19 protein-coding genes are annotated in these 19,016 nt (G+C 67.4%); 5 read left to right on the forward strand and 14 right to left on the reverse strand.

The annotated features are described in order from the left end of the window. Nucleotides 1-384 precede the first annotated feature (384 nt). From OOK38_RS21735 to OOK38_RS21750, 4 genes are read right to left on the reverse strand one after another with little or no spacing between them, the layout of a single operon-like run. Entirely contained in the window at nucleotides 385-1,866 is a 1,482-nt protein-coding gene (locus OOK38_RS21735; protein WP_266758048.1) for an ATP-binding protein, read from the reverse strand. Then, nucleotides 1,859-2,710, reverse strand: a complete 852-nt coding sequence (locus OOK38_RS21740; protein WP_266758046.1) for a bifunctional DNA primase/polymerase — start codon at nucleotides 2,708-2,710, stop codon at nucleotides 1,859-1,861. The genes OOK38_RS21735 and OOK38_RS21740 overlap by 8 nt, the downstream gene beginning before the upstream one ends. Further along, complete coding sequence (locus OOK38_RS21745; protein ID WP_266758044.1) at nucleotides 2,707-3,357, reverse strand: DNA cytosine methyltransferase; 651 nt, start codon at nucleotides 3,355-3,357, stop codon at nucleotides 2,707-2,709. The genes OOK38_RS21740 and OOK38_RS21745 overlap by 4 nt, the downstream gene beginning before the upstream one ends. Next, nucleotides 3,354-4,046 (reverse strand): SAM-dependent methyltransferase, encoded by a 693-nt coding sequence (locus tag OOK38_RS21750; protein WP_266758042.1) that lies wholly within the window; start codon nucleotides 4,044-4,046, stop codon nucleotides 3,354-3,356. The genes OOK38_RS21745 and OOK38_RS21750 overlap by 4 nt, the downstream gene beginning before the upstream one ends. A 105-nt stretch (nucleotides 4,047-4,151) precedes the next feature. Between OOK38_RS21750 and OOK38_RS21755 the strand changes: the two genes are divergently transcribed. Beyond that, nucleotides 4,152-5,084 (forward strand): HNH endonuclease signature motif containing protein, encoded by a 933-nt coding sequence (locus tag OOK38_RS21755; RefSeq protein ID WP_266758040.1) that lies wholly within the window; start codon nucleotides 4,152-4,154, stop codon nucleotides 5,082-5,084. Nucleotides 5,085-5,089: 5 nt separating this feature from the next. On the opposite strand, the gene OOK38_RS21760 is transcribed toward OOK38_RS21755, so the two are convergent. From OOK38_RS21760 to OOK38_RS21785, 6 genes are all read right to left on the reverse strand, one after another. Next, a complete protein-coding gene (locus OOK38_RS21760; RefSeq protein ID WP_266758038.1) occupies nucleotides 5,090-5,554 on the reverse strand; it encodes a hypothetical protein in 465 nt (154 codons plus the stop codon). A 205-nt stretch (nucleotides 5,555-5,759) separates the two neighbouring features. After that, on the reverse strand, nucleotides 5,760-7,877 hold the full coding sequence (locus OOK38_RS21765) for an FtsK/SpoIIIE domain-containing protein (protein WP_266758036.1): 2,118 nt from the start codon (nucleotides 7,875-7,877) through the stop codon (nucleotides 5,760-5,762). Nucleotides 7,878-7,963: 86 nt separating this feature from the next. Beyond that, nucleotides 7,964-8,281, reverse strand: a complete 318-nt coding sequence (locus OOK38_RS21770) for a hypothetical protein (RefSeq protein ID WP_266758013.1) — start codon at nucleotides 8,279-8,281, stop codon at nucleotides 7,964-7,966. A 15-nt stretch (nucleotides 8,282-8,296) separates the two neighbouring features. Beyond that, nucleotides 8,297-8,515, reverse strand: coding sequence for a hypothetical protein (locus OOK38_RS21775; protein ID WP_266758011.1), 219 nt, complete (start codon nucleotides 8,513-8,515; stop codon nucleotides 8,297-8,299). Nucleotides 8,516-8,544: 29 nt separating this feature from the next. Next, on the reverse strand, nucleotides 8,545-9,426 hold the full coding sequence (locus OOK38_RS21780) for a DUF2637 domain-containing protein (protein ID WP_266758009.1): 882 nt from the start codon (nucleotides 9,424-9,426) through the stop codon (nucleotides 8,545-8,547). Continuing rightward, nucleotides 9,423-9,689: a DUF6284 family protein gene (locus OOK38_RS21785; RefSeq protein WP_266758006.1), complete on the reverse strand. Its 267-nt coding sequence runs from the start codon at nucleotides 9,687-9,689 to the stop codon at nucleotides 9,423-9,425. The genes OOK38_RS21780 and OOK38_RS21785 overlap by 4 nt, the downstream gene beginning before the upstream one ends. Nucleotides 9,690-10,145: 456 nt before the next feature. On the opposite strand from OOK38_RS21785, the gene OOK38_RS21790 reads away from it, so the two are divergent. From OOK38_RS21790 to OOK38_RS21800, 3 genes are all read left to right on the forward strand, one after another. Then, entirely contained in the window at nucleotides 10,146-10,940 is a 795-nt protein-coding gene (locus tag OOK38_RS21790) for a GntR family transcriptional regulator (protein WP_266758004.1), read from the forward strand. After that, a complete protein-coding gene (locus tag OOK38_RS21795; RefSeq protein ID WP_266758002.1) occupies nucleotides 10,937-11,596 on the forward strand; it encodes a YdcF family protein in 660 nt (219 codons plus the stop codon). Before OOK38_RS21790 ends, OOK38_RS21795 begins: the two co-directional genes overlap by 4 nt. A 148-nt stretch (nucleotides 11,597-11,744) precedes the next feature. Further along, a complete protein-coding gene (locus OOK38_RS21800; RefSeq protein WP_266758000.1) occupies nucleotides 11,745-13,406 on the forward strand; it encodes a hypothetical protein in 1,662 nt (553 codons plus the stop codon). On the opposite strand, the gene OOK38_RS21805 is transcribed toward OOK38_RS21800, so the two are convergent. Both OOK38_RS21805 and OOK38_RS21810 read right to left on the reverse strand, forming a co-directional pair. Continuing rightward, the gene (locus tag OOK38_RS21805) at nucleotides 13,403-13,942 is read right to left on the reverse strand and encodes a restriction endonuclease (protein ID WP_266757998.1); all 540 of its coding nucleotides are present in this window, start codon (nucleotides 13,940-13,942) and stop codon (nucleotides 13,403-13,405) included. The two genes, OOK38_RS21800 and OOK38_RS21805, sit on opposite strands and share 4 nt — an antisense overlap. Beyond that, a complete protein-coding gene (locus tag OOK38_RS21810) occupies nucleotides 13,935-14,819 on the reverse strand; it encodes a hypothetical protein (protein ID WP_266757996.1) in 885 nt (294 codons plus the stop codon). Before OOK38_RS21810 ends, OOK38_RS21805 begins: the two co-directional genes overlap by 8 nt. 905 nt (nucleotides 14,820-15,724) lie before the next feature. On the opposite strand from OOK38_RS21810, the gene OOK38_RS21815 reads away from it, so the two are divergent. Next, complete coding sequence (locus OOK38_RS21815) at nucleotides 15,725-16,276, forward strand: YciI family protein (RefSeq protein WP_266765648.1); 552 nt, start codon at nucleotides 15,725-15,727, stop codon at nucleotides 16,274-16,276. Nucleotides 16,277-16,340: 64 nt separating this feature from the next. Here the strand turns inward: OOK38_RS21815 and OOK38_RS21820 are convergent, their stop codons facing one another. Further along, nucleotides 16,341-17,363 (reverse strand): TolB-like translocation protein, encoded by a 1,023-nt coding sequence (locus tag OOK38_RS21820; RefSeq protein WP_266757995.1) that lies wholly within the window; start codon nucleotides 17,361-17,363, stop codon nucleotides 16,341-16,343. Then, nucleotides 17,360-19,015: an MFS transporter gene (locus OOK38_RS21825; RefSeq protein WP_266848699.1), complete on the reverse strand. Its 1,656-nt coding sequence runs from the start codon at nucleotides 19,013-19,015 to the stop codon at nucleotides 17,360-17,362. The genes OOK38_RS21820 and OOK38_RS21825 overlap by 4 nt, the downstream gene beginning before the upstream one ends. Between the last annotated feature and the right edge of the window lies 1 nt (nucleotide 19,016).

Below are 19,016 nucleotides of genomic sequence, written 5' to 3' on the forward strand. Positions count from 1 at the left end.
GTTCGGATTTCTGCGTCACCGCGTCATCAGCGTCACTTGCGGCTCTGACCTGCGGGTTTGGTTGACGCGGCGGATCGGCCCTGCGTCACCGGTGCGTCATCGGCTGCGTCATCGGGTGACGCAGGTGACGCAGGATGACGCAGAGCTGGCCGTCTGCGTCATCGCTGTTGGTGCAGGTCAGCGGCCGTTTTTCGGCCCGGGTGACGCAGGTGACGCAGCGTCTTCCTACTTAGGACAAAGAAGGGGCGCCCTGTAGTACTTGGGTACGCCTTACAGAGCGATGAGGGAGCCGCTGCGCGGCGCGACCTTGGGGCGGCGTTCCGCCGAACAGCAAGAGGAGCACGTGCTCTTCTTGCTGTTCGCTTGAGCGAGCGGGGTCGCGGGTCAGAACGCCCGCGTCTGCTCGTGCGGAGGCAGGGTCAGGGCGGCCGTGCGGGTCATTTCGAGATAGCGGCCCGCCTTGGTGCGGCCCGATTCGATGAGCACGCCCCGGGCCGCCAAGGTGGGCTGGAGGCGCTTGAGACGGTCGGAGAGGACTTTGCCGGTCGTCGGCCACCCCTTGGGCAGGGGACGGCACTCGTCCGCGCTATAGACGCTGCTGAGGCAGGACAGCCACTCGGTGGACGTCATCTGCTGCGCGCCGCCCGGCTCGATGGTCTCGGCGTGCCTGAGGACGGTCTGCGCGAGGAGATCGCCCTCGATCACGTCGTCGTTCAGGTCGTCCAGACTCGCCCGGTACGAGGGCAGCGCCCCGAGACCGGTTGCCGCGTCGAACTGCGCACACAGGTGGGCGAAGTCCGCCATCCGCAGGTCGGTTGGAGTCTCCGCCTGCACGGCGCGCACCTTGACCGTGAGGTCTAGGAGCGAGCCGAGGACCACGGGCAGCACTTCCGCGTAGTCCGCCCACAGTTCGGCCTCGGTGCGCCTGATCCGGGGCCGTTCGAGGCGGAGCGGCAGGAGCCGTTCGGCGAGGTCGGGTCGGATGACGCCGACGTCGATGCCGGTCAGGAGCAGGGGCCGGCGGTAGCCGACGCGGAACACGTCCCCGTCGGTGAACAGGGCGCGCTTCACGCTCTCGGCGCCGGTCACGATGCAGCACATCGCGTCCGACAGGTCTGGCGTCATGTGGGAGAGGTTGTCGAGCGCGGTGACCCATCCAGCCGCCACCGCCGCGATCAGGTTCTCCTCATCCTTCGGCGCCCGGCGCAGGTCACCGCTCATGCCCTCGATGATCCGCACGAGCATCCGGCCACCCGTTGACTTCCCCGCGCCCTGCGGCCCGGTGAGGAACGGCGCAGGTACGGGCACGGACGGACCGAGGCAGCCGATCAGCCAGGCGATGGCCAGGCATTCGGTTTCCGCGGTGGCGAAGTTGCACAGCCGCATGAGCAGGTCGATTCCCTTGCCGTCGGTGTCCTTGGCCGGCAGCGGCAGTTCCCCGGTGAGCTGGGTCCGCCGCCAGCACACCTCGCGCGGGTCGGGAGTCAGGATGTCCCAACCCGACGGGTGGATACGGACGGACTGCCCGTCGTCGCGGCCCAGGTCCAGCCACGTCGCCCCGTCGAACCCGGGGGCCACGCGGATGTGCACGGGCTGCACGTCCTCGGTCAGCGCGAGCGCTTCAATCAAGTCCAACGCCTCCTTGAGCGCGGACCCGTTGAAGACGCCGATGCCGTCCTTGAACAGGCCGACCATGAGTTCCTGCCTGTGGCTGCCGGTGGTGCCCTGCGAGCGGATCGGACGGGCCACCGGGTGGCCCATCTTCTGCGCGTACACGGTCCCGTCAGCGGTGCGGAAGTACCGGAAGTGCTCCTGCGCGTAGTCCGCGATGACCTCGCGGCCGGGAGTCTTGTCGTCCTCAGACATGGCTCAGTCCCAACGTGGTCAGGGCGTTGGTCCACGCCTCGGTGCAGTGCCGGGCCGATTCGCCCTTGGCCTGAGCTGCGGTGAACAGGCGCGCCGTGTGCGCCTCGGTGAGACAGCCGCACCGACCGTGCGTGGACAGCACCGCAAGAAACGTCCGGTAGACGGTCGCGTGCACCGCCTCACGGGTCTCCGTGATGCGCTGCTCCGCCATGGCAATGCCGCGGTCCAGGTAGGTCAGCGTCCGGTGCGGGCACTCCCCGCCACCGACCGGTGCGGGCACCGTGAGGGACGCCGGATGGACCGGGATCGGCTCCTTCATGGTCAGGGCGCGCACGGTATCCGGCAGGGCCGCGATGGTGCCGGTGCCAGGACCGAGCCATCGGGCGTAGGCCATGGTCGACTTGATGTCCATGCCAGGCTGTACGCCGTTGGCGCCCTGCATGGCGCCCCGGTAGATCCAGTGCTCCCCACGGGTCGTCGGCACGGTTCGGGTGACGGGCAGGCTCGTCCGGGCCCACGCGATGGCCTCGGCGTTGTCGAGGTCCACGACGGTGAGGCCCGCGCCGCCGGGGTGGTAGGCCACGCCCGCGGCTTCCCGCCACGCCCGTGCCCATGGTGTCGAGTTGATGACGCCGGGGTCGGTGGTGGCGGCGGCCCAGCCGTGGCACGGCGCGGGGCAGGTACAGGGGCCGGGGGTTTTCATGTTTGGCCGGCCACCGCAGGCGTTCTTGGCGCAGGCCGGGCAGTTCCCGAACGGCACCTTGCCCTCGCGCAGCGGCAGGGCGGGCACGCCGTGAGCGGCGAGCTTCAGTGCCGTCTCCAGATGGTTGATGGTGGCAGTCATGCCGCGGTCCTCCCCTCGATGGTGAGGAACTGTTCGGCGATCCACTGGCCGTAGGCCGGAGGTACGGCTTTGCGGGCTTCGAGGTTGGTCATCCAGGTGCAGCCCATGGCGTCCGCGTAGGCGCGCTCGCCCTTGTGCTCGAAGGGGAGCAGGTCTTTGCGGTGCCAGCACGGCGCGACCAGGTCCCCGCCCCCGCCCCAGGAGGTCTCGAAGACGCGGTGACGGCGGACGGAGAGGCCGAACGCGGTGCCGCACAGCAGGTAGTCCGGTCGCAGCAGGCCCGCGGCCGCGGTCTCGGGAACGTTCTCGATGACCCACGGTCGGCCGGTGGCCTGCATGACCTGGCGGCCGGGGCCGATCAGGTCCGGATGGCTCTCCGGGTTGCCGCGCCATTTGGTGACGGTGGCGTAGCGCTCGCAGGGCCAGGAGCCGTGGACCAGGTCGTACCCCTGACCGTGGTCGGCGCAGTAGTCCAGGCCGTCGGCCTGGATGAACGGGAACGGGTAGTTCGGCATGGGCGCGATGTCCACGCCGACGACGTCGAACCCGGCGAGGTAGTAGCCCATGGACAGACCGCCCGCACCCGAGCACAGGTCGAGCAGACGCAGACCGTTCGGGCGCCGCAGGGGCAGGACGCGGGCGTTCACGCGGCCACCCCCAGGACCGGGGCGAGGGAGGTCAGGGCGGCCTGTCCGATGTGCTCGGCGTAGGCGGGCGGGATGCACTCGCGGATGCCATCGCGGTTCATCCACGGCACCCCGAGCACGTCGCGGGCGAGGGGGACTCCGGAGAAGTTGCCGACGAACTGGCCGTAGTGGCCGGGCGGGACGGGGCGGCCCATCTTCGCCTGCGGCACCGCATGCACGGCATGGGCGGGCTGTTCGAGGGTGAAGCCGCCGCCGGTCTCGAAGAACCGGTGCCGGTAGTTGGCCAGTCCGAACATCGTCGCGCACAGCATCACCGGGGCGTTCAGTTTCCGGACCGCGCCCCGGACGTTCTCCAGCACCCACGGCCGTCCGGTCGCTTCCAGGGCGGCGCGGGTCGGGGCGATCAGGTCGGGGTGGGTGTTGCCCTGGATGCGCTGGCATTCGCTGTCGTGCTGGCACGGCGGTGAGCCGTGGATGAAGTCGAACTCCGCGCCGTGCGCCAGGACGTAGGCGATGGCGTCCGCCTGGATGAACCGGAACGGGTAACGCGGCTGAGGGGCGATGTCGACGCCGGTCACGTCGAAGCCGGCGTCTGCGTAGCCTTTGGAGGCTCCGCCCTGGCAGCAGAACAGGTCGAGCAGGCGTGGGTGTAAGCCGTGTGCTCGCCGGATGTCAGTGGGTTGCGTCATGCTGGGTTGTCTCCGGTTCGGTATCAGCGGGCTGGTGGACGCAGGGCAGCCGCGGTCTTTGGCGAGAGGGCGGCTGCCCTGGCATGTGGGCTCGGGAGGGGCGCTGTGACGACTGCTTGGCTGGTGCTGGCCGTGGGTGACAACCGGCAGCACGGCGGGAACGACGGCTACGACGACAACCCGCGGTACCACTACAGCTGGGACAGCACGGTGCCCAACCACGCGCAGCTTGCGGTGGGGGATGTGATCGCGCTGTGGGACAAGAAAGAGCTGATCGGCGTTTCGGTGATCCACGGGATCGACACGGGAACCGCTGAGAAGTTGGTCTACTTCTGCCCGGCTTGCGGCCGCGCTGACTTCAAGCGTCGCTCGCGTCTGACACCGGCATGCCGCTGCAATCAGTGCGGGGCACTGTTCGACACCCCCGGTGAGAAGACGAAGACCGTGACGACCTACCGCTCACGGCACGGCATCAGCTGGATCAACGGCCGGGGCCTGCTGACCGGCGCGGAACTCCGGGCCATGTGTGACTCGCCCGGCTCGCAGCTGAGCATGCGGCCCGCGCGTTGGGAGATGCTGCGCGATGCGCTCCTCGAAATGGCGGGCGAGGAACTGCCGTTGGAGCTGGAGAACGAGGCTCAGGCACCCATCCCCGGAGGCCACAAGGTCGCCAAAGTACGAGTGCGGGTGGGCCAGAGCGCGTTCCGCAGCCGCCTCCTGCGCGAACAGGGCGACCTGTGCGCGGTGACCGGCGCTGCACCTGAAGCTGTTCTTGAGGCAGCTCACCTGTACAGCTTCGCTGAGTCTGGCGAACACCACGACTACGGAGGCTTGCTGCTCAGGCGGGACATCCACAGGCTCTTCGATCTCGGCCAGATCGCAGTAGACCCCGGCTCCGGCCTGGTCGACATAGCCCCAGCTCTTCGCAGATTCCCGCTCTATGGCCAGCTGCACGGCCAGCCCTTGGCCGTACAGCTGAGGCCGGAGCACCGGATCTGGCTTGAGGCCCACTGGCTCAGCAAGCGCACCGCCAGGTAGTGGAGTTAGCCGTGGAAGTGGTTGCGCTTGATCACGGCCTTGCGGATGTTGACCGTGGTCCCGCTCTTAGGGCTGCTCGCGCCGAAGATCTGTACGGCGATCCAGCCGCCGAAGATGACGGCGGCGAGGGTGATCAGTTGGGTGATGAGCGCGGTGAGTGCGGCGATGAACGTCGTCAGCAGCAGCAGACCGCCGCACACCGCGACGAACCCGACTCCGCCGAGGGCGATGTTCACCGCCGTGCGGGAGACGGTCGGCTTGGCCGCGACGGGTTCGGGGTGTACGGGGTTGATCGCATAGCCGGTGACGACCCGGCCGTCGGGAAGCACGATGCTCGCCACCGCCGGAACACTGCCCGGCTGCACCGGTATGAGTGGCGTCGGGGCCGCGACGGCCGGGGCGAGCGGAACGGGCTGGTGGACTTCCACAGCGGTCGCGGGGTGGCTGTGGGTGGGGTGTTCGGGGTACATGCGGAATCCCTTCCGGTGCTCGGGCAGGGAGGCGGAGCCACTCCCCTTGCGGGGTGACTGTGGAGGGGGTTTTCGGGGTCTGACCTGGGGTGCCTCCCTAACTCCCTGAGCGATCATTTGTGCAGCTCAGGGCCAGGGAGGCGGGTCAGGGAGGCGGTCAGGGAGTTCTCCCTGCCTCCCTGACTAGGGAGGGGTCGGTTCCCTGTCATACGTCGACGGAAGCGGAACCATCGCTATCTCGGTCGGCGAGGGCTCGGATGACGCGGTCGCGGCTGACGACCATGACCCCGTCGGACTTGTGGGGCTCCGCGCCGGCGGCGTCCAGCACGCGCTTGAGGTCCAGGAACGACCAGCCGCCGTAGGCGTCCTCGTTCAGCGTGGCGAGCCGCTTGAGCACATCCTTCGTGCGCACCCGCGATGCATCCCCGACCACCTTGGCGATGTCCGCGAGCGGGTCCCGCTGCTCACCGCGGTCGATGACGGTGAGGGTGGTGACTCCGTCGCGCAGGGCCTTGGCGCGGTCGATGATGGCTTCGGCGGCGGCGTCATCGACGTAGTGCGTGCGGACCGTGATGGACGACTGTCCCTTGGGGATGTCGATGCCGGACGAGGCGACCACGAGGGTTCCCTGATCCAGGCCCGGACGGAGCAGGTTCGGCGCGGCGCCGCCGTCAACGGCCTTGTCACCCAGCGCCATGCGGGCCTGTGACTCGGTACCCAGCGCGAGCGAGGCGCGGGTGTGGGCGCCCTCGCGGACCAGCTTGGGCAGGTTCTGATCGGTCGGGTCCTGGGTGCCCTGCCACATCAGGACGTTGACGGCGCGGCCCTGGTTGTGGATCTTCCGGACGGCCATGAAGTACCGGGAGGTGGCCTTGGAGCCGCCGTAGAAACGGCCGTCCTCGTCCTTGAGCGGGCACATGAACGCGACCTGCGCCTCATCGACCAGCACGATCAGGGCGGGGAACTGCGTTCCGGGCGGGGCCATCAGACGGCGGTTCATCTCAGCGACGGCACCTTCGACCATCTCGGTCACCTGGATCACGTGCTCATCCGTCGGGCCCTGGATCAGGGTGGTGGCAAGACCGTAGAACATGGCCCAGTCGCCCACGCCCTTGAGGTCACCCATGACGAACTGCACCGACTTGTCCAGGGCGAGCCACAGCGCCAGGGAACGCAGAGCGACGGTCTTGCCCTGGTTCGACAGGCCCGTGATCAACAGGTGCCGCTGGTACAGCGACAGGGCGGCGGCATCACCACGCAGGTCCTGACCCCACGGGGCGCGGCCCTTGGCGTAGTCGGCGGTCATCGTTTCGTCGGTGACCAGTGGAGAGGGGCCGATCGGCTCGTCCAGTGCCCCGGAGTCGGCGACCCACAGACGGACCGTGCGGGCGGCCTGCGGGATGGTGATGAACACCTCGTGTTCGTGCCGGGTCAGGTTCTCCGCGAGCTTCCGCCGGCGGTTCTGCACCTCGATCGTCGATACCCCGGAGGGGAGGGTGACGTCGACCTCGACGCCGCATCCGGCGATCCGGATCGGTCCGAGCATCGAGGCGCCGGCGTCCCCCATCTCTTTGATGGCGTTGCGCAGGGCGGGTACTCCTAGGTCGCGCAGAGCCTTGACCACGATCGACGGGGTGATGGGCTCGCCCTCGCTGTTGCGGACGTTGTCGGGCAGGGCCCATGCCGGTGCGGCGTGCTGCTTGCTGCCGATCGCCCACAGGGCGAGCAAGGCGAGGAACGGCCCGACCGTGAGCGCGGGACCCCACACCACCTGGACGATGGTTATGAGCAGGTTGATGAAGTCGATCGTGGCCATTAACGGGGTAACGACCTGCGTGACGTCCTTCGTCGCGATCGCCATCACGATCCCGAGGGCGACCAGCGACCCGACACCCATGCCAGCGCTCACGGCCACGCCCTTGGCCGCGTCTACGGGCGAGTGGAGTAGGTCCATGCGGCGGCGGTGGCGGGCCTCGCGGAAGTGCTGCCCGCGCTCCTCCCACTCCGAAGCCATCTCGTGATTCCCGACGGCTTCGGCGGCGCGGAACATCCGCTCGTACCGGGAGGCGGTCCGCCCGTCCCACGTCCGCCTCGCCGCAATCTTTGCCCCGCCGGCGACGTACAGGGTGTGCCGGGCGACGGCGCGAGCGGTGGTCTTGGTCGTCTCGTGCGTGACCGCTGTGTGGATGGCGCGTCCGGAGCGGATCCACAGTGGGACGGGTGCGGCGGGGGCCGGTTCGGGGACCACGGCCAGCGTGGTCACGGTGGCCGACTCGGGAGCTGTTTCGGTGTTCTTGTGCAGGTGAACGACGTTGTCACTCATGGTTCAGGACACTCCTGACTGCCCCGTGTCCGGGGTGAGGGTGAAAGGGGGAGGGCTGTGCGGGGGGAGTGGCGGCGCGGGTCGCGTCACCACCAGCCGGAGGACTTCTTGGCGGCCTTGGCCTTCGCCGCTTCCGTCACGAGTCGCTGCCGTTCAACCTGCAACGCGGTGATCTCAGCGATGAGCCGTGTTTCGGCGGAGGTGGAGACGGAGTCGATCCGGCTGTCGGCGCGGCTGGTGCTCTTGCCGCGCATGACCCGGTAGGAGCCGCCGGCGAGCGCGGCGAGCATCTGGCGCCGCTCCGATCCGGTCAGCGGCCACAGCTCGCCCTTACGGACGGCATCGAGCTTGCGGTTCGTCTCGCGGATCGCCTGGTCAAGGCGGCGGGTGTTGGGCTTGGACATGGTCGATCCCTCCGGTCAGACGCGCGGGGCGAGGATGAGATGAATGTCAGCGAGCTGGACGACCGAGCCCTGCGCTCGCAGCCATGCGGCGACTTCGCGGGTGACGCGGTCCCAGCAGAAGGAGGTGGGGACGGTGACGGTTCCGTGAGCGAACGCCCGGCTCCCGCCCGGCATGGTCACGTGGGCGTACCACGCGTAGCCGATGGTGTTCGGAGCAAGGTTGGTGCTGGTCACAGCGGAACTCCAAAGGAAGTTGGGAGAGATCAAGCGGCGCGTTCGTCGAGCAGGGTGTCCCGCAGCGTGCGGGCGTTCGCCGGTGACGTGCGGACCGTGCGGCGGATGCCTTCCGCCGTGATCTGCGCGTCCGGCCAATCGGCTGTCGCGGTGCGGGCCTCATCGAGCAGTTGAGCCGCCGTCCGGCGCGGCTGTGCCGATCGGGCGGCGTCGGGAACGCGTCCCGTCGCCCGGCGCGGTCGGGTCGACTCAGCGGCCACCGGACGGCGCTCGATCGCCGCGACCGGAGCAGGCGCTGGGACCGGGATCGGCTTGGCCAGTTGGGTCGACTTCAGGAAGTCGACGGTCACCGGATCGGGCATCATCAGCGGCACCACGGGGGCGGGTGCCGGGGTCGATACCGCGAGGTCAGCCGTAGACCGATTCCTTACTGTCTCGGTGGTTTTCTCCATATTCGCCTCCGGCTCGGGAATCGAGTCGGGGCGGTGGTGGAGAACCTTGGCGACCAGGTCGGAACCGAAGTAGATCGACCCGACCGGAAGCGACGTCGCGAGCAGGACCAGGGCCCAGTTCGCGGGGTCCCAGTCGGCGAGGCGAGTCCAGTCGAGTTGCGCGTCATGCAGCTTCGGCACGAGGCCGTGCACGTAGTTGAGGACCAGCGAGGCGAGCGTGTAGGTGCCCAGGACCCGCAGCGCGAACGTCCGGTCCCTGCCCGCGAGGACGAGCGTGGCGACCAGTGCCAGGGCCATCAGGCCGTCGACCACGAACGGGTAGAGCGTCGCGGCCGTGTTGTCCGCACCGACCGCGTTCGCGATGTCCCGCAACGCGTTCCACGAGACCCGGAACGCCATGGCGACCACGGCGACCAGGGCCAGCACGAGAGTGGCCCTGCCTTTGCGGTGAAGGTTCATGCCACGCCGCCCGTCGCGCTCGCCCCGGCTCGGTTGGCCTGGTCGCGTTCGGTGGCCAGCACCCGGCGGTAGGCCCGGCGGATGCGGCGCACGTCCAGCTCGGTGGGCGTGCGGTCGAGGGTGGTGATCTGTGCGTCGAGCAGGTCGACGTCCGCGAGGATCGCGGGCATCTCCAGGTCGATCGCGTCCAGCTCCGCACTCGTCGGCTCCATGAAGTCGGCGAACGCGGTAACAACGTCCTGAACAGTGACGATGGGACTCATTGGGTCGTGTTCCTCTCACAGGTGGAACGGCCCGAACAGCGGCCCCGGTGTTCCAGCACCGGGGCCGCGCGCCGTTGAAGTCGGTAGCTCCGGCTTCCCTCAGCGCTGCTCGGACAAGACGAGCAGTGGAGGCAACCGGCCGCAGATGCCCTGCGGAAGGATCGAATGGCGCTGTACTCGCACTCGGGGCAGAACCCGTGTACGCCGCCCTCTTGGTCGTGGAGGTGGGGCGGTCTTCCTCAGGCGCACTGTTGAGTTCTCAAGGAACGACCAGCAGGGGGCCTCCGTTGGGAGAGCTATCCCGAACCGACCAGGCATCGAAGCAGCCCAAAGAAGGCCCTTCCGGGCCGCTGTCCTAGGACTGCGACCGGCCTGAGATGAGGATGCACCGCAGTCCCAGGACTGTCAACAGTCCTAGGACTGTGCTTCACTGGACACGTCGAGAGGAGTTCTGCAGTGGCACCGAAGTGGCGGGAACTGGCGGACAAGCTCGCCGAGCAGATCAAGAGCGGTGAGTACGCTCCGGGCGTCCAGTTGCCCCAGATCAGGGACCTTGTGGCGGCCGGCGAGGGCTCAAAGGACACTGTCCACAAGGCCTACAAGGCGCTCGAAGTGCAGGGACTAGTGACCTCTTCACGAGGCCACGGCACCGTGGTGCGGCAGCAGACGCCTCTCAAGCGGCTCGGTATCGCGCGGTACGACAAGGCAAAGTGGCGCGACGGTGACGAGGTGGCGTTCATCGCCGACCGCGTGGCATCCGGCCGCGCATACCGCCGCAACGAGCAGACACAGAGAGTCAGCCGTGTGCCGGCGCCGCCACTCGTGGCGGAGGCGCACGGTCTGCATGAGGGGGCAGAGGTCTATGCGCGGGCGAGGCTCGTAAAAGAGGGCTCGCAGCCGACGCACACCCTGACCAGCTACTACAGGCCCGAACACGTCGAGGGCACACGAATTGTGGACCCAACTCCGGGGCCCGCCGGCCGTGGCGGTGGCTTCCGTGTCCTCTATGACGCCGGGTACGAGATCGACCACATGAAGGAGGACCTGTTCGCGCGGGTCCCTACGGACGAGGAATCCCAGCTCTTGCAGCTCTCGCCGGGGGAGTGGGTAGTCGAGTTGCACCGCACCACCTACACCGCCGACGGAACCGTGGTGGAGTTCGCGATCGGTGTACACGCAGCCACACGGTTCTCGTGGTCCTACGACTTCAAGGTGCCCGACTCGGCGAAGACGGAAGGCGAGCGCAAGTGATTTCGACGCAGGCATGGGCCGATGCACAACTGCTCTGGGACTTCCAACAGATGGGCCACGAACCGCACCCCTGCTCGGTGGCAATCGGCCTCGGTAGCCATGACCTGGGCGTGGCTGACACCACGGCCGATCTGTTCCTCAAGGGCATGGCACCGGTCATCGTCTTCACAGGAGCGACCAGTCGTACTACCCGTGAGCGGATGCCTCGAGGCGAGGCCGAACACTACCGGGATCGGGCTGTGGAGCTGGGCGTCCCTGCGGACGCCATCATCATCGAGCCGAAGGCTCGAAACACGGGTGAGAACATCCGTTTCTCCAGGGCTCTGCTTGAGGCGGGGCGTGTCTCCGTGTCCTCAGTTCTCCTGGTCAGCAAGCCGTATGAGGAGCGGCGGGCGTACGCGACTGCCCGGAAGCTTTGGCCGGAGGTCGAGTGGGTGAGCGCTTCGACCCCCATGTCCCTCGCCGAGTACGTGGATTCGATCCAGGATGCGAGGCTCGTCATCGACATGTTGGTTGGAGCCCAACAGCGGCTCGTCGTGTATCCCCAACAAGGATTCATGATCGAGCAACAGGTTCCTCGTGAGGTATCGGTGGCGTACGAGCGGTTGCGGAGCGAGGGGTTCACGAGCCGGCTCGTTTCCGAAGCGGTGCGATAGAGCTTCTTTGCACCATCAACGCGGATCGCTCTGCTTCCGTCCTCGGCTGGGCTTGCGCGCCTGTCTGCCCCCGTTGCAGCGGTCAAGAGGCAAGCGAAGAACCACGAAGCGCCCTTCACTGCAACTATGGGCCCGTAGGCTTTGGGCCATGGTGAGTGTGCCCTGGCAGGACATTGCAAGAACTCCGACGGTATCCGAAGCTCTAGTAACCATGCTGGTACTGCGGCTGCGGCCGCGCGCCCAGGAAGTCGACGGGACCGGCGGAGATGGCGGTCGGGACCTCTATGAGTACACCGAATCCGGCGAACTAATTCACTACGAGGCTAAGTCGTTCACGGGGCGGATGACATCGAGCCGAAGGGAACAAGTCCGCCGTTCTCTAGTCTCTACTGCCCGATACCAGCCTGATCAGTGGGATCTCCTCGTACCAATCAGCCCGAACCCGGCTGAAATGAGATGGTTTGAGGGATTGCGTGACGAATTCCCCTTCGTTCGTAACTGGCGTGGACTGAATTGGCTTAATCAGCACTTCGCTGAGCATGCAGATTTGGTCAGATATGCACTACAGGAGTCCGGGGATTACATTCTGGACCGCATCGCAGAAGCCCGGGCTGAGCGTGACCTGCTGATCGGCGGGATTCCCGATTTGATCGACCGGTATCGCGCCTTGCAGGTTCGGGCGCAGGAGATCTCTCCTAATTATGCAATTAGTGCTTCTCTTGATTTGAATGGCGGGACCGCCATTCACTTGTCGCCGACGGGCAATGAGCCAGATAGCCGCTCGACAATCCGGTTCACTGGAAAATTTGCGTTCCAGCAAAGCGATCCAGAAGAACGGCGCCGTCTCAAACGATTTGAAGACGCTTTGCGCTACGGCGGCGAGGTGGAACTCTCCGGTGGAAATGTTCAAGGGGTGACAATTGATGCCCCTTCGGAGCTAGGTATTAGCGGCTCCTTTGTCCCCGAGGCCGTGCGTATTGAGGCAAATCGGGAAACGCTGACTCCCCCGCTCCGAGCCCAACTCGTTGTACGTGCCGCCTCCGGGATTCCCACTGCTTCGTTGCCTCTGCAGTTCATTGAGCGGACAACTGGCACCGATGGTGGAACTCTGCTCGGTGGCGACGTCACTGCGTTCATGCACGTGAAAATGCGTTACGACAACCGCAATAGGTCATGGCGGCAGACACTTTCTTTCACGCCACCCGAAGAGGCGCTCCCGCAGGCCCTGGTCCCGGTTCTTAGGCTGATCAGTCGTGCCCGAGCTGGCTCAATGATGGAAGTGGCATTCCAAGGTCCCTCGTCAACCCGGCTGAGCGCCCCGATCTCGCAAGGCATGACGCCTGGCGGCTGGGATGTCGATGAAGCGGAGAGATGGGCCGACGCTTACGAGGCTCTAGCCATCCTTCAGACGATGACCGGACAATTCTTCCCAGCACCAGCAGATTTCACCATGCGGGACGGAAACGATGCCCGAGAGGCTGTCTCCTTGCTGCGTGGTGAGAAGGTGAGTCTTGCGGCGAGCACCGTGTCTATCGGAGTAGTCCGGGAAGAGGCTTTTGAATTGCTTACGACAAGTGACACATTTGCCTTGGCGGCTACCTATGAGGGCATGCTATTGAGCTTCGGCGAGTATCAGGTGGATCTTGGGCCATGCATTGAAACGCTCGTGGTTGATAAGGTACTGAACTTGCGAGACGCCAAACGTGAATTTGTTAATACAGGCCACGCCACTGTGCGCATGCGCGTATCCAAATCCGCTCCAGCGCAACGCTACCTAGGTACTCAATTGCCGGGGGCGGACTCTGCTTAGCCTAGAGTAAATGTGCCGGCCGCGATAAGGTCTAGTAGACGGCGATGCAAGAGACTTACAATGTCCTCACTCGATGCCAGCGCAGTCAAGTCCGCAGTGGTTACGAGTAGCATTCGTGTGCGTTCGACCAGAGCCAGCGCGGCGGACTGGTAGGCTGCGGTTTTCTCGTAAGGGCTCCCTGTTACCCCGTTTGCTGCAACCAAAATTCCTAGCGTGCAACCGCGATGGCGAATTTTAGCTGCAAATTCATTTACAGTAGCTGAATCAACTCGCATACTCCAGTTCTTGCATTCAACGAGGAAGATTTCTGGCAGGGCCCTCAAGCCATTGTTCTCCCGAAAGTTCATCACGGAGATGTCCACTTCCTCAGATGTGAACCTGTTGAGGCTGTTGCGCTGCACGTCACAACCTGGCACTGCGGCGAAGATGTGTTCAAGGGCGTCTTCGAAGGCCTTACCGCGAACATGTGTCGAATTTGTAGAATTTCCAGCACGTTCGAGATGCGACTTAAGTATCGAGCTGTCAAAATTAGGCACGATAAGGCACCCCGTGCACCACTGCATTTCGCATGGAGACAAGGAGGCTACTCAGCGGTTGGGTACTGAGAGCGTCCACCAGTTCATGCGCCGAGATGGTAACTACGCGGGGGTCGGATGGAATGGATCCGCGACGCTCCCCTTGCTCTTCTTCCAGTGAATGATAAATAAGCAGACCGAACGGTACCTGGCTTGTGCTAAGTCGAGCCGAGAAGTTCTCTACGGCCCGCGTGAGACCGTGTCGCGGAGCGCTTATCCACATTTTCAATTGAACTAGCACTGGACCGCCGAGGATGGGGCTAGCTTCATCGGCCCAGATCGCAGCATCGTAACCCATATCGCCGGTCGCACGAAGCTCTGAAACTTCCGCCGCACGTGAATCCAATACCTCAAGTATAAGATTTTGGAAGTGTTCACCCGTGCTAATCTTTTTCAGGCGCAAATGAGCCAAAGTGGCCGAATCGCGCGAAAGTGCGGGGAGGTCTGATGTCGCCGTGTGAGCTTCCGTTTTTCGCCGCAAAGTTCGAAGGAACTGTTTGAGGTGGAGCTCCAGAGCCTCCTCATTTCGGAGGTCTGCTTCAATCAGAGTTACGCCGGCAAGCACAAGTGGTGCCCGCCGGGGCGGCTCCAAGACCAAGAAGACCGGAGTGCGGCGGCCGAGGGCGACACCGATGTCCACCAATACGGCTGCCTCAGCGTCGCGATTGTCCCCCTTACCAAGGACAGCACACACGAAATCAACCGGCGGCTCGGGTGTCTGGGTGAGCCAGTCGACAGGCAGTTGGCTGGCCTTAAGGATGTCGGCCCCCAGACGACGCATCACACGCTTCAAGCCCTCACTGGGAAGGTCAAGGTCAGCAGTCAGCAGGCAACGCATGTGCCTACCGTAGCGACGGTGTTGCCCTTCGCACGGCCGCTTCAGTGAATCGCGTGCACGGTTGATTGCCTGTGTCGCAGCAGCTCTGTTCCTCTACCGCAGCGGTATGAGCTGGTGCTCCGGGGAACCGCAGTGGAAACGGGCGCACCCAAGCTGATTGCGTGACAGGATCGGCGCGGAATCTTGGGCTCAGCCAACGCGGCCTCGTACGGCGCTAGCAGAGCACCCAAGGGAGCCGGAGAGGACCAGCAGAGTCGTGGGTCGCCCCCAAGGTGCCTCGCTCGCAGGACTCTTGGACCTCGGCGACGGCGCTGCGGGTCGACGCTCACAAGTTTCCTGAGTCCAGTGCCTGATGAGGTGCGCGTCGCTTGCGAGTCTGCCCACCCTGGCCGCGCTCTAGTTGGGAGGGAGACAGCGTCTCGGAGGCGCCGTTCAACTCTGGCGGTGTCCAGAGTGGCAGCCCACCCTGGGCCGTCTCTGGGCCGTCAAAGGCCAGCCGGCAACGACAAGCGACGGCCACGAACGACCCCGGCTTCCGCAGTTCAGGGGCGGTCGAGTTCGGAGCGCGGCAGGTAGCCAGCGCTGCACGTCAATTCCTCCGCAACAAGAAGTCGGAGTGGGAGGAGTACCGCTTCGAGGTCACCGCCTTCGAGCTGCGGAAGAATCTGCCGGTGCTGTAGGCGCAGGTGGGAGCGGGTTTCCCGTGAGAACGGCGCGTGGCCGACGGTCGGTGACCGTCGGCCCTGCGGTGTCTTCGGGGGCCGGGCCCGGAGGGAATGGGCGGCCGGGAGGTCCGCGGCGGCGCCGGTGGTCGTGGGGCTGGCTCGTGCCGTGCTCTGCCGTCAACTCCGCCTCTTGTGCGGCCTGTTGGCCGGGGAAGTGGGCCGGTGATGAAGACTGTGGGTATGGAGTTCTTCTGTTATCACCGTGACCGGCCCGGCTCCTTGGAACTGCGCGACGAGCTGCTGGAGGAGCACTGGTCCTACATGGACGGGTACGCGGCGGAGATGATCGCCCGCGGTCCGACCCTCGACGGTGACCGGGACGCGCCCACCGGCAGCGTGCACATCGTCGACCTGCCGGATCCCGCGGCCGCCCACGCGTTCGCCTTCGGTGAGCCCGGCTACCAGGCGGGCGTGTACCGCGACGTGCTGGTGCGCCGGTGGCGCAACACGCTGGGGCGCACCATGTGGGAGTTTCCCGGCGGCCGTACCGGTGGCAACCGGTACCTGGTGCTCGGCCTCGGCGCCGGGCGGGCCGCCGACCTCGACGTGCCGCCGGAGCGGGAAGGGCTGATCGCCTACGGGCCGCTGCTGTCGGACGACGGTTCCGCCTGGCTGGGTACGGCGGCGCTGGTGCGGGCGCCGGACCCGGACGCGGCCCGCGCCGTCCTCACCCCCGACCGGTACGCCGACATCGAGGTCCACGACTGGCAGTTCGGCGGGCGGCCGTCATGAAGCGAGGCGGCGGCTGACCCGGGTGGGGCCCGCGGTGGCCGCGCTGCGGCGCGCTGGAGGTGACTCACTGGCGCACGTACGCGGGAGACACCGCCGCGGTGCTGATGCGCCGCGGCTTTCCCGTGCCGTCGGACGGGACCGTGTACAGGTCGGCTCCGTAGTCGCCGGGGAGGGCGTAGACGAGGGTGTGGTCGTCGCGCCAGACCGCCTGGTCGTCGACACTGCGGGGCTCGGCCAGCGGGGTTTCGCGCCCGGTGCGCAGGTCGAGGACGTACAGGTGCCAAGGGGCGTCCTGGGGAAGGCCCTGGACGCGCTTCTTGAACGCGACGCGGGTGCCGTCGGGGGAGAGGGAAGGGCATTCGACGTTCGTGCGCAGGGTGGTGACGGTGCGGGTGCGCAGGTCGCCGCGGACCAGGTGGGTGGTGCCGTGCGTGGCCATCGTGGCGTAGAAGGTGCGGTCGTCGTCCGCGAAGGTCACGCCCCAGAAGTTGACGTCGGCCGCGTGGTAGGTCCTGCCGTCCTTCACCACGCGGTACGCCTCCAGGGACGGTGTCAGCCTCCCCGTGCGGGTGTCGACGACGGCCGCCCGGGTCGAGAAGTTCGTGCCCGCGTAGGAGTCGCCGCCCACGAACGCCGTCCAGGCCGCGTACCGGCCGCTGGGCGAGACACGGGCGCGGGACGGGATGCCGGGCACGTCGTAGCGGGCCGTCACGCGCAGACCGGCGTCGAGGATCACCGCCCGGTAGGTGTCCCGGACCGTGCCGTGCACCGCCTGAAGGCACACTCCGGTGCCCGAAGCGGCGTAGAAGCGCAGGCACTTGACCTTGGACGCCGTGCGCGGGCCCGACGGGTCGGACGCCGGGACGGCCGTCAGCTCGTCGCGGTGCGGGCCCCACGCCATGTTCCGGAACACCAGCCGCCGGGCGTCGGTCAGGGAGACCCGCCCCGCGGTGATCCGCGGGCCGCCGGGGCGGGCCTCGTTCCTGCGCTCGGCGCGGGCCGAGGCGTGCAGCACGGAGGCCGTCGCGACGCCCGCCAGGACGACCAGGGCGCAGACCAGGACCAGGATGCGGGTTCGCAGCGTCATACGGGGCCTTCTGCCGAGGGGGTGCGGTGGGCGGGGCGCAGGCTCAGGGCGAACAGGGCGCACAGGGCGAGGGCCACGGCCGACGCGGTGAGCGCCGTGCGGTCGCCCCACGCCGTCCACGCCGCGCCGAAGCCGAGCGAGCAGACGAACCGGGCCAGCGCCTGCCCCGTCTGGACCAGCGCGAGCCCGGACGAGCGCAGCTCCTTGGGCACGCTGTCGGAGGCCGCGGCCATGAGCACGCCGTCCGTCGCCGCGTAGAAACCGCCGTGCAGGAGCAGGACGGCGTACGGCAGCGCCGCACCGTGCCAGGACGTGAGCAGCAGGGCGTACGCGAGGAGCAGGGCGCCGTGGCCGGCCAGGAACACCCCCCACCGGCCGGCCCGGTCCGCGAGGCGCCCGAGCGGGACGGCCAGCAGCAGGAACGCGGCGGCCGTGCCGAGGGGCAGCAGCGCGAACCAGCGGTCCGGCACCCCGAGCCTGCGCTGGAGCAGTAGGAACACGAACGAGTCGCTGACCGTGGCGAGGCCGAGCAGGGTCGCGCAGAGCGCGATGCGGCGCAGTTCCGGTCGGCGCAGGAGAGCGAGGGCGGCGCGCAGGGTGGGGCGCGGTGCGGTCGGGGCGGCGCCTTCGGCTGTCGTACGCGGGCTCCGGGAGCTCTGGGGGCTCCGGGAGCTCTGGGGGCTCCGGGGGCCCTGGGGGCTCCGGGGGCCCTGGGGGCCGTGGGAATCCCGGGGGGCCTGGGAGTCCTGGGGACCCTGGGAGTCCTGGGAATCCTGAGGGCCGTGCGGGTCCTCGGGGTCCGTGCTCCGCGGTCCGGATTCCCGGGTGTCCCCGGCCGTCGCGCGGAAGCCGACCGCACCCCAGGACCGCGCACGGTCGGGGGTGTCCCCGGCCGTCGCGCGGGAGCCGGCCGCACCCCCGGACCGCGTACGGGCGCCGACTGCGCCCGGTTCCTGTGCCGCACCCGTGGACCGCGCACCCGCACCCCCCGGCACGAACAGCACCAGGACCAGGACGCCGGCCACGGCCACGCAGAAGCTGACCATGAACACCGCGTCGTAGCCGTCGACGGTGGCCCGGAGGATCAGGAAGGCGGCCAGCGGGCCCAGCAGGGCGCCCGCCGTGTCCATCGCGCGATGGACGCCGAAGGCGCGGCCGCGGGTCTCCGGGGTGCTGGACAGGGAGATGAGGGCGTCGCGCGGGGCGGTGCGCAGGCCCTTGCCGGTGCGGTCGGCCGCGAGGACCAGGCCGATGGGGGTCAGGGTCTGCGCCACCAGGAGCAGGGGTTTGCAGGCCGCCGAGAGGGCGTATCCGGCGCCCGCCACCCACTTGTGGCGGCCGCCGCCCCGGTCGGCGAGATGCCCCCCGGCCAGGCGGACCAGGGCCGAGAAGCCGTTGTAGATCCCGTCGAGGAGCCCGAAGCCGAGGGGCGACAGGCCGAGGCCCGCCACCAGGTACAGGGGCAGGACCGCCGTCACCATCTCCGAGGAGACGTCGGTGATCAGGCTGACCGTGCCGAGTGCCAGCACCGTGGGCGCGACCGCGTTACGGCGCCGCCCGGCGCGGGGCCGGGCGGCGCGGGGCCGGGCGGCGCTTTCCGCGGACGCCGCCGGAGTCTCCGGTGTACCGGCGCGGCTGTCCGCTACGTACATG

The organism is Streptomyces sp. NBC_00568, from assembly GCF_026341855.1.
Classification (GTDB): Bacteria; Actinomycetota; Actinomycetes; order Streptomycetales; family Streptomycetaceae; genus Streptomyces.

What these genes read in the sequence shown, in the direction of transcription:
- OOK38_RS21735 (WP_266758048.1), bottom strand. Translation starts at nt 1,866, where the DNA reads ATGTCTGAGGACGACAAGACTCCCGGCCGCGAGGTCATCGCGGACTAC.
- OOK38_RS21740 (WP_266758046.1), bottom strand. Translation starts at nt 2,710, where the DNA reads ATGACTGCCACCATCAACCATCTGGAGACGGCACTGAAGCTCGCCGCT.
- OOK38_RS21765 (WP_266758036.1), bottom strand. Translation starts at nt 7,877, where the DNA reads ATGAGTGACAACGTCGTTCACCTGCACAAGAACACCGAAACAGCTCCC.
- OOK38_RS21785 (WP_266758006.1), bottom strand. Translation starts at nt 9,689, where the DNA reads ATGAGTCCCATCGTCACTGTTCAGGACGTTGTTACCGCGTTCGCCGAC.
- OOK38_RS21820 (WP_266757995.1), bottom strand. Translation starts at nt 17,363, where the DNA reads ATGACGCTGCGAACCCGCATCCTGGTCCTGGTCTGCGCCCTGGTCGTC.
- OOK38_RS21810 (WP_266757996.1), bottom strand. Translation starts at nt 14,819, where the DNA reads ATGCGTTGCCTGCTGACTGCTGACCTTGACCTTCCCAGTGAGGGCTTG.
- OOK38_RS21750 (WP_266758042.1), bottom strand. Translation starts at nt 4,046, where the DNA reads ATGACGCAACCCACTGACATCCGGCGAGCACACGGCTTACACCCACGC.
- OOK38_RS21760 (WP_266758038.1), bottom strand. Translation starts at nt 5,554, where the DNA reads ATGTACCCCGAACACCCCACCCACAGCCACCCCGCGACCGCTGTGGAA.
- OOK38_RS21825 (WP_266848699.1), bottom strand. Translation starts at nt 19,015, where the DNA reads ATGTACGTAGCGGACAGCCGCGCCGGTACACCGGAGACTCCGGCGGCG.
- OOK38_RS21815 (WP_266765648.1), top strand. Translation starts at nt 15,725, where the DNA reads ATGGAGTTCTTCTGTTATCACCGTGACCGGCCCGGCTCCTTGGAACTG.
- OOK38_RS21780 (WP_266758009.1), bottom strand. Translation starts at nt 9,426, where the DNA reads ATGAACCTTCACCGCAAAGGCAGGGCCACTCTCGTGCTGGCCCTGGTC.
- OOK38_RS21800 (WP_266758000.1), top strand. Translation starts at nt 11,745, where the DNA reads ATGGTGAGTGTGCCCTGGCAGGACATTGCAAGAACTCCGACGGTATCC.
- OOK38_RS21770 (WP_266758013.1), bottom strand. Translation starts at nt 8,281, where the DNA reads ATGTCCAAGCCCAACACCCGCCGCCTTGACCAGGCGATCCGCGAGACG.